The sequence below is a fragment of the Gordonia hongkongensis genome (assembly GCF_023078355.1).
Classification (GTDB): Bacteria; Actinomycetota; Actinomycetes; order Mycobacteriales; family Mycobacteriaceae; genus Gordonia; species Gordonia hongkongensis.
Window position 1 is genome coordinate 3,789,118 of sequence record NZ_CP095552.1, and the last position, 16,762, is coordinate 3,805,879.

Here is a 16,762-nt window from a genome sequence, read left to right on the forward strand (position 1 = left end):
GTCCTGGCAAGCCTCAGCAGCTCGGCGCCGGACGGCCCGCGCCGACCGCGTTCAGCGCGTCGACAGCGCCCTCGAGGGTGTCGACCTTCACCAGCTCCAATCCGTCCGGTCGCTCCGAGACCGCCTCGGCACAGTTGCGGGCCGGGACCAGGAAGACCGTCGCGCCGGCGTCGCGGGCGGCCCGGGTCTTGTGCGTGATCCCGCCGATGGGACCGACAACCCCCTCATCGGTGATCGTGCCGGTGCCCGCGATGAACTTGCCGGAGGTCAGCTCGCCGGGACTCAGCTGGTCGATGACCGCGAGTGCCAGCATCATCCCCGCCGACGGTCCCCCGATGTCCCCCACGTTGTAGGTGACCTCGAGGCGCGGATCGGCATCGACCACCTCCGGAACGACGCCCAGATACCCGGCCTCGGAGTCGGCCGGATGCGTGCCGAGGGTCACCGACACGGTCTGCCGGGCACCGGCGCGGACGATCTCGATGGGCAGGACGGTCCCCGGCGGATTGTCGCCGACGACCTTCCGCAGCTGTTCACCCGTTTCCACAGGCACGCCGCCGGCCGCCACGACCTCGTCGCCGGCGCGCAGCACGTCGACCGCGGGCCCGTCGGGTGCGACGCTCGCGATGCGCAACGCGGTGGGACGATCGAGGTAACGGAGCGCGGCGACCGTCGCGTTCTCCTCGGACCCCGTCATCTGCTGCGCGTTCTCCTCCTGAACCTGCTCGGTGGTGCGGTCGGGCGGATAGACCTGGTCGCGCGGCGTGAGCGAGTAGGTGCCCGACACCCACATGCCCAGGGCGTCGAACAGCGAGATCCCGTCCCGCACCGAGACGGTGGTGAGGTTGAGGTGGCCGGTCGTCGGATCGGTCGGCGCACCGTCGATCTGCACGACCTTGCGCTCCACCACCGCCCCGTCGTCCTCCACCTTTGTCGTACCGAGGGTGTTGAGCGTGGGTCCGGGCCCGAGCGCGGCGTAGGGCACCTGCACCTGCGTGCCGAGCACCAGCAACGCCAGCAGGACCACGGTGGAGACCGCGGCCGCGGCGATTCTCCGGAATCGGGGGCTCGAACTCATTCCGCACACGATAGTGCCCCGCAGCGACCACGAGTCGGCTGCGCCGGCGACCATGAGCCGGCTACGCGCAGGGCGAACAGTCGTCGCCGTTTGCGGGCCTCACCGGGCGGTACGGTGGAACCCATGAGTGATCTGCCCTTCGGCTTCTCGTCGTCCGGTGACGGCGATGACGACCGCGACAAGAACAGCGGTGACAAGAACAAGCCGGGCGACAATCCCGGTGGCAACCCGTTCGGCGGGGCCAACCCGTTCGGATTCGGGGGCGGGCAGGGGTTCGGCGGCGGTCCCGGCGGCGACTTCGACCCCTCGAAGTTCGATCCCAACATGATCGGCCAGATGTTCTCGCAACTGGGCAACATGTTCAGCGGTATGGGCGCGGGCATGGCGGGTGGCGGAAACGGTCCGGTGAACTACTCGGTCGCGACCAATCTCGCCCGCCAGCAGATCGGTTCGTTCACCCCGATCCTCGAGAAGGAGATCTCGGCCTCGGCCGACGCGGTCCGGCTCGCCGACGTCTGGCTCGACGACGCGACGAATTTCCCCAGCGGCGTCACCCAGACGGTGGCGTGGACACCGGTCCAATGGCTCGAGGAGTCGATGGACACGTGGAAGGGTTTGTGCGACCCGGTCGCCGAGCAGCTGGCCCGGACCTGGCAGGACAACCTCCCCGCCGAGGCGGCCCAGTTCGCCGGCCCGATGATCGGGATGCTGACCCAGATGAGCGGCATGGCGTTCGGCACCCAGCTCGGACAGGGGCTCGGTCAGCTCGCCAAGGAGGTGCTGACGTCGACCGACGTCGGGCTGCCGCTGGCGCCCGAGGGGATCGCCGTCCTGCTCCCCGAGGCGATCGCCAAGTTCGCCGAGGGTCTGGAGCAGCCGGCGCAGGAGATCATCGTCTTCCTCGCCGCGCGCGAGGCCGCCCATGTGCGCCTGTTCACCCACGTCGGCTGGCTGCGTCAGCGGTTGCTGACCACCGTCGAGGAATACGCCCGCGGCATCAGTATCGATTTCAGCGGTATCACCGACGCCACCGCCGGGATCGACCCGACCCAATTGCTCTCCGACCCTTCGAAACTCGAGGAGATCATCAGTTCGTCGACGTCGTTCGAGCCGACCACGACACCTGAGCAGAAAGCGGCCCTCGGCCGTCTCGAGACCCTCCTCGCCCTGATCGAGGGCTGGGTGGAGCAGGTCGTGACCCGAGCGCTCGGCGACCGGATCCCGAGTACCGGGGCACTCACCGAGACCATGCGGCGTCGGCGCGCGTCGGGCGGGCCGGCCGAGCAGACATTCGCAACCCTCGTCGGTCTCGAGCTTCGGCCCCGCAAGGTCCGCGAGGCGTCGGAGCTGTGGCGCCGCGCGCTGGAGGCCACCGACGTCGCGACCAGGGACGGCGTGTGGGCACACCCTGATCTGCTGCCGGATGCCGACGACCTCGACAACCCTGCGGGTTTCATCGACCGGCTCCTGGGCGGCGACGACCTCGACGACCCGATCGCACAGCTCGAGAAGACCATCGCCGAGGAGAAGGCGCGCGACGCCACCGACGAGTCCCGTAACGATGACGGCGGCGAATCGGCACGAGGCGGATCGTAGGAATCCACACCACCGGTGGAACACGCCATGCTGTGGATAACCTGCTCGCCGAGCGCCCGCGACGGCGTTCGGCTGGCAGAGTTGCCGCATGTCGCCAGCCCGGACGAGTTCCAGCGCCATCTCGGTGTCCCCCTGCGCTGTTCCGCCCGCGGTCCCGCGGCTGCTCCCGGGGACGCCCGTCATCGTCCAGCCGGGCAACTCGGTCCGCGTGGGCATCGATCCGGCCGACAGCCTGCTCCTCGACTTCGACGCCTCGGTGTCGGCGTATTCCGTCGCCGGGCTGCTTCGATCGTTGGAGGATCCGTGCACGGCGGACACCTTCGCTCGCCGCGCCCGACGGGCCGGCCTCCACGACGACGACCTCGATCTGGTCCTGAGCAGTCTGGTGTCGGCCGGCCGAGCGGTTGTCGACCGCCCGCCCACGGCCGCGGAGTTCCACATCCTGATCCATGGCCAGGGGCCGATCAGCGAACAGCTGTCGAATTCGTTGCGCAGCATGGGTTTGTCAGCTCGACGGACGATGCGGCGGCTACCCGACGGGACGCTCGATGCCGTCGACACCGACCTGGTGATCCTGACCGACTTCGTCGTCCACGATCCGCGGGTGGTGTTCGCACTGACCCGGGCCCGGATACCCCATCTGCTGGTCCGGGTCCGCGACGGGGTGGGCATCGTCGGCCCGCTGGTGCTCCCCGGACTGTCGAGTTGCCTCATGTGCGCGGACCGTCACCGGTCCGACGCGGACCCGGACTGGCCGGCCCTGGCCGTCCAGCTGATCCGGACGTCGGGTCAGGCGAGCCCGGCCGTGGTGGCGATGACCGCCGCGATGGCCCACTCGCAGATCGAGCAATTGGTGGAGGCCGTACGCGACCGGCCGCATGTGGAGCCACGACCCGATCCGCAGCTGCTCGACCATGTGTTGGAATTCCGAGATGACCCGACGCGGCTGGACATCAGACAATGGTCGCCGCACCCGGCCTGCGATTGTCGTCCCGCACCGGATCAGCAAGCCAGGTCGTCTATTGTGTGACGCGGAAAGGATGCTATGACCGACATCACCAAAGGACAGGGTCGCCGCAACGCGAAACTGGCCTCTCTTCCGATCGGTATGGCCGGGCGGGCTGCTGCCGGTTTCGGCAAGCGCATGGTCGGAAGGGACAAGGACGAGGTCAACCAGGAGCTCCTGGAGAAGTCCGCCGAACAACTGTTCGCCGTTCTCGGCGAACTCAAGGGCGGCGCCATGAAGGTCGGGCAGGCGCTCTCGATCATGGAAGCCGCGATCCCCGACGAGTTCGGCGAGCCGTTCCGCGAAGCGCTCACCAAGTTGCAGGCCGACGCCCCGCCCATGCCGGCCGCGAAGGTCCACAAGGTGCTCGACCAGCAGCTCGGCACCCGGTGGCGCGAGCGTTTCCGGGAATTCTCCGACGAGCCCGCGGCATCGGCGTCGATCGGACAAGTACACAAAGGAATCTGGTCGGACGGCCGTGAGGTCGCGGTCAAGGTCCAGTACCCCGGGGCCGACCACGCACTGAAGGCCGATCTGAAGACCCTGTCCCGCATGTCCGGACTCCTGCAGCGCCTGTCCCCCGGCACCGACGTCAAGGCGATGATGGACGAACTCATCGACCGGACCGAGGCCGAGCTCGATTACCTCGGCGAGGCCGACAATCAGCGCGCCTTCGCCAAGGCCTACGACGGCCATCCCGACTTCCTCATCCCCAAGGTCGTCGCGAGTGCACCCAAGGTCGTCGTCTCGGAGTGGGTCGACGGCGTCCCGCTGTCGAAGATCATCACCACCGGGGACCAGCAGACCCGCGACGACGCCGCCGCGAAGATGGCCGAATTCGAGGTCGGCTCGCCGTACCGGGTCGGACTCCTCCACGGCGATCCGCATCCGGGCAACTTCTTCCGGGCCACCGACGGGCGGTTCGGCGTACTCGACTTCGGTGCGGTCGGCCACTATCCGGAAGGCCTCCCGCCCGAGACCGGACCGATTCTCCGTCTGGCGCGGGACAAGAAGTACGACGAACTCAAAGAACTCATGATCTCCGCCGAGTTCATCCGCCCGTCCCACGCGAACAAGGTGACGAGTGCCGACCTCGAGGCCTACCTGCGTCCCTACGTCGATCCGCTCTACAGCGAGTCGTTCCACTTCACCCGGAAGTGGATGCAGCGGGCCGCGGGCAAGGCCACCGATGTTCGCGGCGAGGTGTACAAGACGTCACGAAACCTGAACGTGCCCAAGCGTTTCGTGATGGTCTTCCGCGTACTCGGGGGCTGCGTCGGCATCGCCTCGCAGCTCGAGGCGCATGCCCCGTACCGGGCCATCATGGAGGAGTGGGTCCCCGGCCTGGGCGACTGACACCACCTCGCAGACACGACACCGACGCCGCGAGCATTTCTGCTCGCGGCGTCGGTTTTGTTGTCATGCAACGTTCTTACGCGGGCGACCGCGGGGACGCTTGCGTGCGATGACGGCTCCGCGCTCGAAGATCTCGCCTCCCCAGACCCCCCAGGGCTCGGATCGATCGAGTGCGGCCTGCAGGCACTGGGCCCGCAACGGGCATTCGGCGCACATGGCCTTGGCACGCTCGAGGTCACGGGGGTCTTCGGCGAACCACAGATCTGCGTCGGCGATCTGGCAGGGCAGGTCGAGCCGGGCGGTCGCTGCGCGGTCCGCCGACATACAGGACTCGAGGACGCATTCGACAGTCATTGGTTTCTCCACATCTGCTCGTTTGGGGTGTTGAACCCGAGTCCTCGATGTGGCTCTGTGTCCGAGACCCCTGGATCGGGGTGGAGATTCGGTGACAGAAAAAAGAGGGCCACGGGTGTCGCCTCTGCGATTCGCCCGTGGCCCGGAATGTCTCGGAGATCTAACTCCGGGAACTTCGGAACAGAACGGGGAACCGACGCGGCGCGGGTGCTACTGCTGCTGCGGGCGGTGCGATTCGCGCGACGCGCGCTTCGGCTGCCAGGTGCAGGGCCGCCGCCGGGACGGCGACCGGGCGTGCAAAGCTCGTGCACGCTCGGGCGACCGGCATCCAGGAGCGGGTGCGACCGGTACGCGCGATGGCGGGCTGATTCGGCTTCAGCGCATGCAATTTCGGCGCATACGTGTCGGCTGCTCTCAGGTTCGCCGCAGACTGGCAGATGCCGGCCTGGCTCACGGTGATTCCGTTCACTGATCCACTCCCTTCTGGTCTCGTGGCTTTCCGCGTTCGTGTCGGTCGTCGGTGACTGTGGCGGGCCGGTGTGACGGACGCACACAACCCATCCCCGTACTGACGGGACTCAGAGTAGACGCTGGGCCGAAACCCGCACAACCTATTTTTGACCTGCGGTTTCGACGAGTTCGATGATCTCGGCGCCGTACTCGTCGACCTTCTTCGCCCCGATTCCCGAGATCGCCACCAGCGCAGCGGTATCGGTCGGTCGTTGCTCGGCGATCGCGGTGAGGGTCTTGTCGGAGAAGACGACGAAGGCCGGCACCTTTTTCTCCTGGGCCCGCTCGCGACGCCACTCCTTGAGCGAGACCAGCAGTCCTTCGTCCAGATCCGACGGGCACCCGGCGCAGCGACCGAGCAGCGTCGCGGTCGAATCCATCAACCGGGAACCGCAGACCCGGCAGGTCGGTCCGCGGCGGGGCGCGCGCTCCTTCGCGATCGGCGACGCGGGCGAGTCGTCGGGCACGAGGTCGGCGAGGAACCGCGAGCGACGCCGGGCACGGCCGCCCTCGTTGCGGGCCAGGGCCCACGACAGGTGCAGGTGCTCGCGGGCACGCGTCACTCCGACATAGAACAGTCGCCGCTCTTCCTCGACCTCTTCCCAGGACCCCTTGATCGCCTGGCTGATGGGCAGCGACCCGTCGGTGAGTCCGACGAGGAACACCGCATCCCACTCGAGTCCCTTGGCCGCGTGCAGCGACGACAACGTCACGCCCTGCACCGTCGGGGGATGGCGCGCCTCGGCGCGGGCGGCGAGTTCGGCCGACAGTTGCGGCAGCGTCAGTTCCGGGTTCTCGGCGACCATGTCCTCGGTCAGCTGGACCAGCGCTTTCAGTGATTCCCACCGGCTGCGCGCCTGCGCACCGGACGGCTGCTCCTCGCTGAGACCCAGCTCGCCCAGCACCGCGCGTACGACGTCGAGGAGCTCCACGTCGGGTCTGACCTCGCGGCCAGCGACCGTCGCGAGCTGCCGCATGGCCTGCCGGACCTCGGTGCGCGCGAAGAACGCCTCGCCGCCGCGCACCTGGTACGGGATGCCCACCTCGGTCAGGGCCTGCTCGTAGTTCTCGGACTGTGCGTTGACGCGGTACAGGATCGCGATCTCGGCGGGCGCGACCCCCGATCTGATGAGGTGTTTGATCTCGATGGCGATCGCCGTCGCGGCGGCGGGCTCGTCGTCGTACTCGGCGAACTGCGGCGCCGGCCCGGGCGGGCGCTGTCCGATGAGCTGCAGGCGGGTTCCCGCGATGCGCCCCCGGGCGGCGCCGATGACGCGGTTCGCCAGATCGACGACCTGCGGGGTGGACCGGTAGTCGCGCTCGAGACGGACGACCGTGGCCTCCGGGAACCGGCGACTGAAATCCAAGAGATGGTTCGGCGAGGCACCGGTGAACGTGTAGATCGTCTGGTTGGCGTCACCGACGACCGTCAGGTCGTCGCGTTCCCCGAGCCAGGCGTCCAGCAGACCCTGCTGCACCGGCGTCACGTCCTGGTACTCGTCGACGACGAAACACCGGTACCGCGAACGGAATTCGTCCGCGGCGCCCGGTTCGACGGTGAGGATCTGGGTCATGTAGATGAGCATGTCGTCGAAATCGAGCAACCGGTCCCCGTCGGGCGAGACCTTGGCGTCCTCGTAGTGCCCGTACACGGCCGCGACCTTCGGCGGCGGTGCCGGGGACTCGCGGCCGAGCCGGCCGACCGCCTCGACGTAGTTCTCCGGTGAGATCAGCGAGGCCTTGGCCCACTCGATCTCCGACGACAGGTCTCGCAGCGTGTCGGTCGAGGTGTCGAGGCCGGAGCGGCGAGCCGCCCGCGAGATGAGCGGGAACTTGTTGTCCAGGAGCTCCCACCGGGCGTCACCGAAGGCACGCGGCCAGAAGTACCGCAGCTGACGCATGGCGGCCGCGTGGAAGGTCTGGGCCGCGACGCTGCCCCCCGTACCGCCGACACCGAGACTGCGCAGGCGGGTGCGCATCTCGCCGGCGGCGCGGGCGGTGAAGGTGACCGCCAGGACCTGGCCGGGATTGACCTGGCCGGTGTCGACGAGGTGGGCGATGCGCCTGGTGACGGTCCGGGTCTTGCCCGTGCCCGCCCCGGCCAGCACGCACACCGGTCCGCGCGGCGCCAGGACTGCGGCGCTCTGCTCGGGGTCGAGTCCCTCGACCGCGCCACCACTCGCCGACACCGCAGCACGACGCGGGGACTCGGGTTTCGCGGCAGAAGTCGGATGAGGCACGGCGTCCACTATGTCACCAACCACCGACGCCGCCGGCAGGCGAACAACGCGGACGGGAACAGCAGGCCCGGACATGGTGTTATGGGACCCATGAGCAACGTGATCGACGACGAGGCCGGCGCCCGCACCTCCGACTCCGGTGAGCTGACCATGTACACCACGTCGTGGTGCGGCTTCTGCGCGCGCCTCAAGCGCGGCCTCAAGAGCAGCGGTATCAGCTGGCAGGAGATCGACATCGAGCTGAACCCGGACGCCGCCGAATTCGTGGGCAGCGTGAACGGCGGCAACCATGTCGTCCCGACCGTCCTCTACGCCGACGGCACCACCGCCACCAACCCGTCGATCGCCGACGTGAAGGCGAAGCTGGGCGTCTGAGTCCGTTTCCGGGTCAGCTCGCCGGGCCCTTCGTGGCTCGTCGACCTCGACGCGCTCCTTCCTCGCTTGCTCGGCCCGGCGGCTTGCGCTCCTCGCACCTTAGGGGGCGGGGAGCCGTCGTCGCTTTGCTCCTCGCACCTCAGTAGCTGCGGCCTGACGGCCGTTGTGGACTGCGAGAGAACTCGTTGTGGCTCGGAGCGGGCCCCAACCACTGCTCCCTGAGGAGGCCGGAGCTTGCGGAGGCCGTCACGAAGGGTCCTGGTGAGATGCGTCGCCAACCCTTCGAGGCTCGTCGCTAACGCTCCTCGCACCTAGTAATAGCTGGAAGGGCTTTGGTAACTGGGACATCCTCCTGATGTGGTCATAAGGGGCTTGGTTATCCCAACCACAAAAGGAGGATGTCAATGTCTAAGGCTAGTCGTTTGAGTCGAGGTGACAAGCGTCGGAACGATCGGTTGACCCGGTTCCGGGGGATCGTGCGCCGCGACCACGCGGTCGCAGCGATCGATCTGGCATCGAACAAACAGGTCGTCGCGGTGGTCGATCACGACTCCCGCATCGTGGCGCGCCGCACGTTTCACTGCGCGCCACCACAGTTGGCCACCGCGATCGAGTGGAGCCGTACCGCCGCTGCTGCTGCGGGGTTTGCCGGCATCGTCATCGCGTGTGAACCGACCGGGCATCGCTGGAAAACCGTCCGAGACCTCACCGCTGCGGTCGGGGTGCAGATGGTGTGCGTGCAACCGATCGCCGTCTCTCGCGCCCGGGAGACCGAAGACTTCACCCACGACAAATCCGACGACAAAGACGCCCTGCTGATCGCACGGTTGACCACCCAACTCCACCTCTACCTACCCGAACACGCCGACGAGCAATGGAGCAGGCTACGCCACCTCGGTGTGCGCCGATCCCAGCAACTCACCCGCCGTAGCGCAGCCCAACAACAAGCCCGCGATCTGCTCGAGAGCAGCTGGCCAGAAGCGCTCGACTGCGCCGGGCAGCCGTTCAAATCGGTGACCTGGCTGGCCGCGATGGCCGTCATCGGCGCTGACCCGACACCCCTGACCGCCCAGAGCAGCCGCGACCAGGCGGTGGCGTGGCTACGGGAGCAGGTGCGCGCCGAGCTGCCCCGCTGGGGTGGGCGTCGGGTCACCACCCGCATCCTGGTCGCACTCGTCGACGCCGCCTTCGCGACCGAGACCACGATCACCGGCGAGGCTGGTGCGTTGGAACGGGCCCGCTACGCTCTCGACGATTTCGGGCACGCCCGCACCGCCTGCGAGCAGGTCGAACACCTCATGATCGAGGTCCTCACCGGGCTGGGTGTCGTCTGCCATGAGCATGGGACCACTGTGAGCTGATTTTTGCCAGGGTGATGGGACCACCTGGATTGCCAGTTATGGGACCACCGGCGCGCCTTGTCGGTGGTCTCGTCGTTTGCTCGTTCGATCGTCTGTGACAGCTCAATCGAGGTCGCGGAGGTCGACGGCATGGCTTTTCGGGAGATCAGTGTGAACGAGATCAGAGAAGTATTGCGACTGTGGCTCGGGACGGCCGCTCTGCCGTCGCCTGGGTTACGCACGATCGCAGAGCACGCCGGCGTGGACCGCAAGACCGTCCGACGCTACGTCGTTGCCGCTCAGTCGGCCGGCTTGAACCGAGGCGACACCGCAGCCGACATCGACGACGAGTTGATCGCAGCGGTCGTCGACATCGTCCGTCCTGACCGACCCCACGGGCTCGGCACAGCGTGGGAACGGTTGCTCCCACATGAGGAGCAGATCACCAGGTGGGTGGCAGGGGACGGTGAACAGAAGCCGTTGACGATTACGAAAATCGAGGTGCTGCTTGCCCGTCAGGGCTGCACGGTGCCGTACAGGACACTGCACCGGTTCGCCACCGAACGGTGTGGGTTTGGTCGCACGGACCTCACCGTCCGGGTCGTCGACGGCGAACCGGGTATCGAGTGCCAGGTCGATTTCGGGTATCTGGGGATGCTCACCGATCCCGAGGATGGTCGGACCCGCAAGGTCCACGCCCTGATCTTCACCGCCGTCTACAGCCGACACATGTTCGTGTGGCTGACGTACTCGCAGACACTCGTCGCGGTGATCGCCGGATGCGAGGCGGCATGGAAGTTCTTCGGCGGAGTGTTTGCTGTCCTGATCCCGGACAATCTCAAACCTGTAGTGATTACCGCAGATCCGATCAATCCGCGTTTCAGCGATGGCTGGCTCGACTACAGCGGCCACGTCGGTTTCATCACCGACCCCGCGCGGGTCCGGTCACCGAAAGACAAGCCCCGTGTAGAACGGGTCGTGCAGTATGTGCGCAACAACTTCTGGGCCGGTGAACATTTCACCAACCTCACCCAAGCGCAAGAAGCCGTTGTGCATTGGTGCACGAACACGGCGGGAAAGAGGATTCACGGCACCACGTGCGCGCGGCCGCTGGAGGTCTTCGACGACACCGAATTGTCGGTGCTGTTGCCGGTGCCGGCGGTCTACGATGTACCGGTCTTCAAAGAAGTCAAAGTTCATCGCGACTTCCACGCAGAGGTCGGTAGGGCACTGTATTCGCTGCCACAGCAGTGGATCGGCTCGACGCTGTCGGTGCGCGCAGACACCGAACTGGTGAAGTTCTACCACCGCGGCATATTGGTGAAGGTTCACCCACGCAGACCACCGGGTGGCCGAAGCACCGACCGCAGCGACCTGCCCGAACACAAGTCAGACTACGCACTCCGCGATGTCACCTCCCTGATCGCCAAGTGCACCGCCCACGGACCAAACATCGGTATCTACGCCGAACGAATCCTCGATGATCCGCTGCCGTGGACGCGGATCCGCAGCGTCTACCGGCTGCAGGGGCTCATCCGCCGCTACGGAGCCGAGCGGGTCGAGCGCGCCTGCTCACTGTCACTGGATCTCGACGTCGTCTCGGTCACCAAGATTTCCTCCATGCTCGAACGCGCCACCGAGACGACCTCGCCGGAACTACCGAAAGCAGTTGGACACAACACATCACGGTTTATGCGTGACCCGTCCGAATTCAACACTGCCACAAACACACCCGCACTATCCGTCGTCGTGGACACCGACGGATACGAGAACACGGAGACCCCTTGATGAACGCCGCTACCCGCAACAACGCCACCGAACCGGTCGGCGCCGACATGATCCGACTACTGAAAGCCCTCAAACTCGGGGCGTTGGCCGACACACTGCCCGAACGCGCAGCCCTGGCCCGCCAACACAAACTCAGCCACCTCGGATTCCTCGAAGTACTTCTCGCCGACGAAGTGAACCGACGTGAATCCCGTTCTGCCACCTTGCGTGCCACCAAGGCAGGACTAGATCCGGTAATGGCGTTCGATACCTGGAACGCGCTCGACGATCTGCACTACGACCGCACCCTGCTCGGGGACCTGACGTCGCTGCGGTTTCTCGACAACCAACAGTCCGCGATCATTCTGGGTCCAGTTGGAGTGGGCAAGACGCATCTAGCAACAGCACTGGGGCACATGGCAATCCGCCGTCGACACAGTGTCCTGTTCGCACGGTCCGACAAGCTGTTCACGCGATTACGAGCGGCCAGATTGGACAACACTGTCGAGGCGGAGATTCGCCGGCTGACCGCGATCGACGTGCTCATCATCGATGACTTCGCGCTACGGCCGCTCGATGCTACCGAGACCAACGACTTCTACGAACTGGTCGTCGAGAGGCACAAAAAGAAGACCACGATTGTCACTTCGAACAGAGAGCCATCGGAGTGGCTGACGATGACCGCCGACACCCTACTCGCCCAATCAGCGATCGACCGACTGACCTCCAACGCCCACACCCTCGTCGTCGAAGGACCCTCCTACCGACAACGCACCCGACCCGGAACAGTTGACGCCGACACCGACAGCACGCATCCTCAATAACGCGCCACGGTGGTCCCTACCCTCTGGCAACCAGGTGGTCCCATGAACCTGGCAAGCGACAGGCTGGGCCTACGCGCCCTCGCCGAGTCCATCCCGGGGGTTTCGGTGGTCTCGGTCGCGGCGATCCTCGCCGAAACCGGGGACCTGACCCGTTTCGATTCCGCCCGCGCGGTGGTCAAACACGCCGGGCTGTGCCCGCGGGAGAACTCCTCCGGCAGCTACCGCGGCACCACCCGCATCAGCGGGCGTGGCCGGCCGCTGTTGCGGGTCGCGGCGTGGCGGGCGGCGTTCGCCGCGCTCACCCACAACGAGGTGTACGCCGCCCGTTACCGGCACCTGACCAGCCGAGAGGCCAACCAGCTCAACCCCAACCAGGCCCGAGTAGCGATCGCTGCCGCCCTGCTGCGGCAACTGTTCGTCGTCATCACCACCGCCACGCCGTGGAACCCCGACATCGCTGCCGGCCGTACCCGCCCCGCCGAAAGGACCGCCGCCTGACCCCTCACTGAACCGTCCTGGGTCTGGTGGAGACCGTGATCTCACCAGGAGAATGCCGGTATGGGTGCACTGAGGAAGTTTGATCCAGAGACGCGTGAGCGGGCTGTGAGGATGTATCACGACCACCTCGCCGAGCATGGCGGCGGAAAGCTCGCCGCCCGGAAACACGTGGGCGCATTGCTCGATATCAACCAGGCGACGTTGCGGAACTGGATCGAGAAGGACCGGCCGATCGTGACTGCGCGGGGAACGATGACGGTGGGCGAGCAGGACGCCGAGTTGGCGGCGCTTCGCAAGGAGAACGCTGAATTGCGAAGGGCCAATGAGATTTTGAAGACAGCGTCGGCGTTTTTCGCCGCGGCGGAGGTCGACCGCCGACTGCGGTGATCGTTGATTACATCGACGCTCACAAGGGTCGGTTCGGGGTCGCCCCGATCTGCCGAGTGCTCACTGAGCACGGCGTGCAGATCGCCCCGTCCACCTACTACGCCCGCACGCAAGCGGGTCCGGTCTCGGTGACACGATTGGCCGAGGCGTACGACGCTCACGCGGTCTACCAGGCGTTTCATCGCAATCGTGGCGTGTACGGCGTCCGCAAAATCTGGCACACGATGCGCCGCGAGGGCCGTGAGATGGGCCGTGATCAGGTGGGCCGACTGATGGGGATCTGCGGGATCGCCGGAGTCACCCGCGGAAAACATCGCACGATCACGACCCAGCGCGATGATCGCGCGCCGCGGCATCCTGATCTGGTGGAGCGCAAGTGGTCATTGCCGGCCAGGCCAGATCAGTGGTGGGTGGCTGATTTCACCTACTGCTGGACCCTGGCAGGGTTCGTTTACACCGCGTTTCTCGTCGATGTGTACTCGCGTCGAATCCTCGGGTGGCGGGTGATGACGAGCAAGTCGACACCGTTGGTGACCAGCGTTCTCGAACAGGCCTTGTTCACCCGACGTAGAACCGACTTCTCGTTCACTGCAACAGGTTTGATTCATCACAGCGATGCCGGAAGTCAGTACACAGCGCTGGCGTTCACCGAAGCATTACGCGACTCCGGCTTGGCCGGATCGATCGGGTCGGTCGGCGATGCACTCGACAATGCGTTGATGGAATCAGCCATCGGGTTGTACAAGACCGAACTGATCGAGCGCCAGCGATCGTGGACCGGGCGCGCAGAAGTCGAGCGCGAGACCGCCGCCTGGGTGCACTGGTACAACACCGAGCGGCTGCACTCATCGATCGGCTACTGCCCGCCCATTGAGTACGAGAGGCGCTACCGTGAGACAGCCACCTCCGAGATGGCGGTGGCCTAAACGAGGTCTCCATCCGATCCAGGACGGTTCACACACCCTCCGGCCGGGACAAGCTCGCTGCACCTTGGGCACACAAGCCCGACCCTGAGCCTGAGCAGTCCCCACCCCCGGCGCGAACCAAGCTCGAATGAAGGCTGTTGGGTACCAACCCGTTTGAACGCTAGGTAGAGCCCGCGCCAGGCACGACCCCGGCCAACCCGAACCCCCCACCACGCACCCATCCCGACACGCCAACCGGCCGCCGGGCCGAACACCCACGCCCACACCCACCACAGGACCCTGTTGACACAAACCCTCATAGGCTGCTCAGGGAGCAGAGGGAAGGCATCGCTTGCACCCCACGCAGCAGGGTTTTGTGGTTCTTTCGGATCAGGGACCAGAGGCCGCCCAGGCCTCGATCATCGAACGAGCGATGGAGATCGATCCGGGGAGGCGCAGACGGTCGGCGTCGTCGGAACCCGGCGCCTCGGCGCGGGACCAGCCGTCGCCCCGGGCCAGCGCCGCCCGGACCTCGTCGCGGTGGAACCACTGCGCATCGCCGATCTCGCCGTCGAGGAACGCCAACTCGTCGGCCGGGTCGCCGAGTGCGGCGAATCCCAGCATCAGCGACCGCGGGAACGGCCACGGCTGACTGCCGAGGTAGCGCGGTTCCCGCACCACGATCCCGACCTCTTCGTACACCTCGCGCAGGACGCACTGTTCGAGCGACTCCCCCGGCTCGACGAAGCCGGCCAGCGTCGAATACCAACCCTGCGGCCACACCGACTGGCGGCCGAGCAGGATGCGATCGGCGCCGTCGTGGACGACGGTGATGATCGCCGGGTCGGTCCGCGGGAACTCGTCGCGGCCGGAATCCACACTGCGCCGGACCCAACCACCGCGGGCCGGCCGGGTGACGGAACCGTCGACCGGTGAATGACTCGCGGTCGCATGCCAGTTCAGGATTCCCAGGGCGGTCGCGAGGAGCCCCGCCTCGTCGGCGGACAGTCGCGTCGCACCGCGTCGGGCGTCATCGGTCGGTCCGTCGATGTGGTCCACCCGGCGCGTCCACAGGTCGGCTCCACCGGCGCCGCCCGACCCGTCGAAGCCGAGGATCACCGCATCCCCCGGCGGCGCCTCGGCCACGGTCGGAGCCGCAACCCAGTGCAGCGCACCGGAATCGGTGACCGGGTAGCGGCCGGCCGCGTCGATCAACAGCACCTTGGCCGTCGGCCAGCCGGCGGCCATCCGCTCGGCGTCGTCGCGGATCGCGTCCGCCCGGTCGAACACCGCCCGCGACAGCAGCGGCGGCTGGGGCATGTCGAAATGCACGGTGACACGGCCTTTCTCGATGACGGAACGATCAGTCGTCGTTGGGGTTGGTGCGGACGTACAGCAGCCGGTCACCGACTTCGATCTGTTCGACCTCGCTGTCGTCGACGCGGTGCAGCACACCGTTCCGCACAACACCCAGGACGATGTCGCGGGTGTGGGCGGGCGATCCGCCGGTCTCGGTCGGGTCGACCTCGCGCTCGGCGATGGCGTAGCCGGCATCCGGGGTCAGGAGGTCCTCGATCACCTCGACCACCGACGGGGTCATCGTCGCGATCCCGAGGAGGCGGCCGGCGGTCTCCGACGACACCACCACCGAGTTGGCGCCGGACTGGCGCATCAGGTGGGTGTTCTCCGACTCCCGGATCGACGCGACGATCTTCGCCCGCGGATTGAGTTCGCGGGCGGTGAGCGTGGCGAGGACCGCGGTGTCGTCGCGGCTGGTGGCGACGACGATGCTGGCGGCGTGCGCGACACCGGCGAGGCGGAGCACATCCGACTTGGTGGCGTCGCCGCGCACGGTGACCAGCCCGTCGGAGGCGGCCGCCTCGAGCACGGTGGCGTCCGCGTCGACGACGACGATCTCGGAGGGCTTGATGCCGTCGCCCCGCATGGCGTCCACCGCGGTGCGGCCCTTGGTGCCGTAGCCGATGACCACGGTGTGATTGCGCACGGTATTCCTCCAACGCTGGATCTTGAGCGCCTGGCGCGACCGTTCGGTGAGCACCTCGAGGGTGGTACCGATCAGCACGATCAGGAACAGCACGCGCAACGGCGTGATGATGACGAGGTTGATGAAACGGGCGAACGGGGTGATCGGTGTGATGTCGCCGTAGCCGGTCGTGGAGAGGGTCACCGCGGAGTAGTAGAGCGCGTCCAGGTACGACAGCTCGTTGTCCTGGGCATCGCGATAGCCGGCGCGATCCAGCCAGACCACGACCGAGGTGAACAGCAGCGCCAGGGTCGCCCAGAAGACGCGCCGACCGATCGCCCGGCTCGGGCTCTGCTGGAGTTCGGGGATGCGGACGACGCCGACCAGTGCGTGGTCGGGCCGGTTGGCCAGCTCGGTACCGCCGAAGCGTCGGCGCAGACGGTTAGCCACCGGCACGCACGCGCACGTCGAGTTCGCTCACACGCTGCAATGTAGCCCACCTCGGGGCATCACAAGGCATGTGGCGGGAGCTGTCCCGGGGC

The 16,762-nt window shown here is 66.9% G+C and carries 14 protein-coding genes and 1 other annotated feature; of the genes, 9 read left to right on the plus strand and 5 right to left on the minus strand.

Annotated features, from left to right (window positions below):
* Nucleotides 1-13 precede the first annotated feature (13 nt).
* On the minus strand, nt 14-1,078 hold the full coding sequence (locus MVF96_RS17315; protein WP_068970015.1) for a YlbL family protein: 1,065 nt from the start codon (nt 1,076-1,078) through the stop codon (nt 14-16).
* Nucleotides 1,079-1,201: 123 nt separating this feature from the next.
* Between MVF96_RS17315 and MVF96_RS17320 the strand changes: the two genes are divergently transcribed.
* The 3 genes from MVF96_RS17320 to MVF96_RS17330 all read left to right on the plus strand — a co-directional run bounded on the left by MVF96_RS17320 (nt 1,202) and on the right by MVF96_RS17330 (nt 5,036).
* Complete coding sequence (locus tag MVF96_RS17320; protein WP_058251886.1) at nt 1,202-2,674, plus strand: zinc-dependent metalloprotease; 1,473 nt, start codon at nt 1,202-1,204, stop codon at nt 2,672-2,674.
* A gap of 88 nt (nt 2,675-2,762) precedes the next feature.
* Nucleotides 2,763-3,704 carry a hypothetical protein gene (locus tag MVF96_RS17325; RefSeq protein ID WP_091344360.1) on the plus strand — a complete coding sequence of 314 codons (942 nt, stop codon included), beginning with the start codon at nt 2,763-2,765 and terminating at the stop codon, nt 3,702-3,704.
* Nucleotides 3,705-3,719: 15 nt separating this feature from the next.
* Nucleotides 3,720-5,036, plus strand: a complete 1,317-nt coding sequence (locus tag MVF96_RS17330) for an ABC1 kinase family protein (protein ID WP_068970010.1) — start codon at nt 3,720-3,722, stop codon at nt 5,034-5,036.
* 63 nt (nt 5,037-5,099) lie between these two features.
* On the opposite strand, the gene MVF96_RS17335 is transcribed toward MVF96_RS17330, so the two are convergent.
* Both MVF96_RS17335 and MVF96_RS17340 read right to left on the minus strand, forming a co-directional pair.
* Nucleotides 5,100-5,390 carry a WhiB family transcriptional regulator gene (locus MVF96_RS17335; RefSeq protein ID WP_068970011.1) on the minus strand — a complete coding sequence of 97 codons (291 nt, stop codon included), beginning with the start codon at nt 5,388-5,390 and terminating at the stop codon, nt 5,100-5,102.
* Between the two features lie 611 nt (nt 5,391-6,001).
* The gene (locus MVF96_RS17340) at nt 6,002-8,149 is read right to left on the minus strand and encodes an ATP-dependent helicase (protein ID WP_137810993.1); all 2,148 of its coding nucleotides are present in this window, start codon (nt 8,147-8,149) and stop codon (nt 6,002-6,004) included.
* 81 nt (nt 8,150-8,230) lie between these two features.
* Here MVF96_RS17340 and MVF96_RS17345 point away from each other — a divergent pair, with 81 nt between their 5' ends.
* The 6 genes from MVF96_RS17345 to MVF96_RS17370 all read left to right on the plus strand — a co-directional run bounded on the left by MVF96_RS17345 (nt 8,231) and on the right by MVF96_RS17370 (nt 14,257).
* Nucleotides 8,231-8,515: a mycoredoxin gene (locus MVF96_RS17345; RefSeq protein WP_058251890.1), complete on the plus strand. Its 285-nt coding sequence runs from the start codon at nt 8,231-8,233 to the stop codon at nt 8,513-8,515.
* A 455-nt stretch (nt 8,516-8,970) separates the two neighbouring features.
* Entirely contained in the window at nt 8,971-9,876 is a 906-nt protein-coding gene (locus MVF96_RS17350) for an IS110 family transposase (RefSeq protein WP_247449842.1), read from the plus strand.
* A 129-nt stretch (nt 9,877-10,005) separates the two neighbouring features.
* Nucleotides 10,006-11,643 carry an IS21 family transposase gene (gene istA, locus MVF96_RS17355; protein WP_137811077.1) on the plus strand — a complete coding sequence of 546 codons (1,638 nt, stop codon included), beginning with the start codon at nt 10,006-10,008 and terminating at the stop codon, nt 11,641-11,643.
* Nucleotides 11,643-12,446, plus strand: a complete 804-nt coding sequence (gene istB, locus MVF96_RS17360) for an IS21-like element helper ATPase IstB (RefSeq protein WP_137811076.1) — start codon at nt 11,643-11,645, stop codon at nt 12,444-12,446. Before istA ends, istB begins: the two co-directional genes overlap by 1 nt.
* Before the next feature lie 42 nt (nt 12,447-12,488).
* On the plus strand, nt 12,489-12,944 hold the full coding sequence (locus MVF96_RS17365; RefSeq protein ID WP_137811075.1) for a transposase: 456 nt from the start codon (nt 12,489-12,491) through the stop codon (nt 12,942-12,944).
* A 60-nt stretch (nt 12,945-13,004) separates the two neighbouring features.
* A protein-coding gene (locus MVF96_RS17370) for an IS3 family transposase (protein WP_137811086.1) occupies nt 13,005-14,257 on the plus strand; the annotation gives its coding sequence in 2 pieces (ribosomal slippage) (nt 13,005-13,299 and nt 13,299-14,257; 1,254 coding nt in all).
* Nucleotides 13,289-13,420 (plus strand) — a sequence feature (AL1L pseudoknot). Its footprint overlaps the gene before it by 132 nt.
* A gap of 369 nt (nt 14,258-14,626) precedes the next feature.
* Here MVF96_RS17370 and nudC read toward each other — a convergent pair.
* Nucleotides 14,627-15,556 (minus strand): NAD(+) diphosphatase, encoded by a 930-nt coding sequence (gene nudC, locus MVF96_RS17375; protein ID WP_390275131.1) that lies wholly within the window; start codon nt 15,554-15,556, stop codon nt 14,627-14,629.
* A 43-nt stretch (nt 15,557-15,599) separates the two neighbouring features.
* Complete coding sequence (locus tag MVF96_RS17380; RefSeq protein WP_058252009.1) at nt 15,600-16,670, minus strand: potassium channel family protein; 1,071 nt, start codon at nt 16,668-16,670, stop codon at nt 15,600-15,602.
* Nucleotides 16,671-16,762 lie beyond the last annotated feature (92 nt).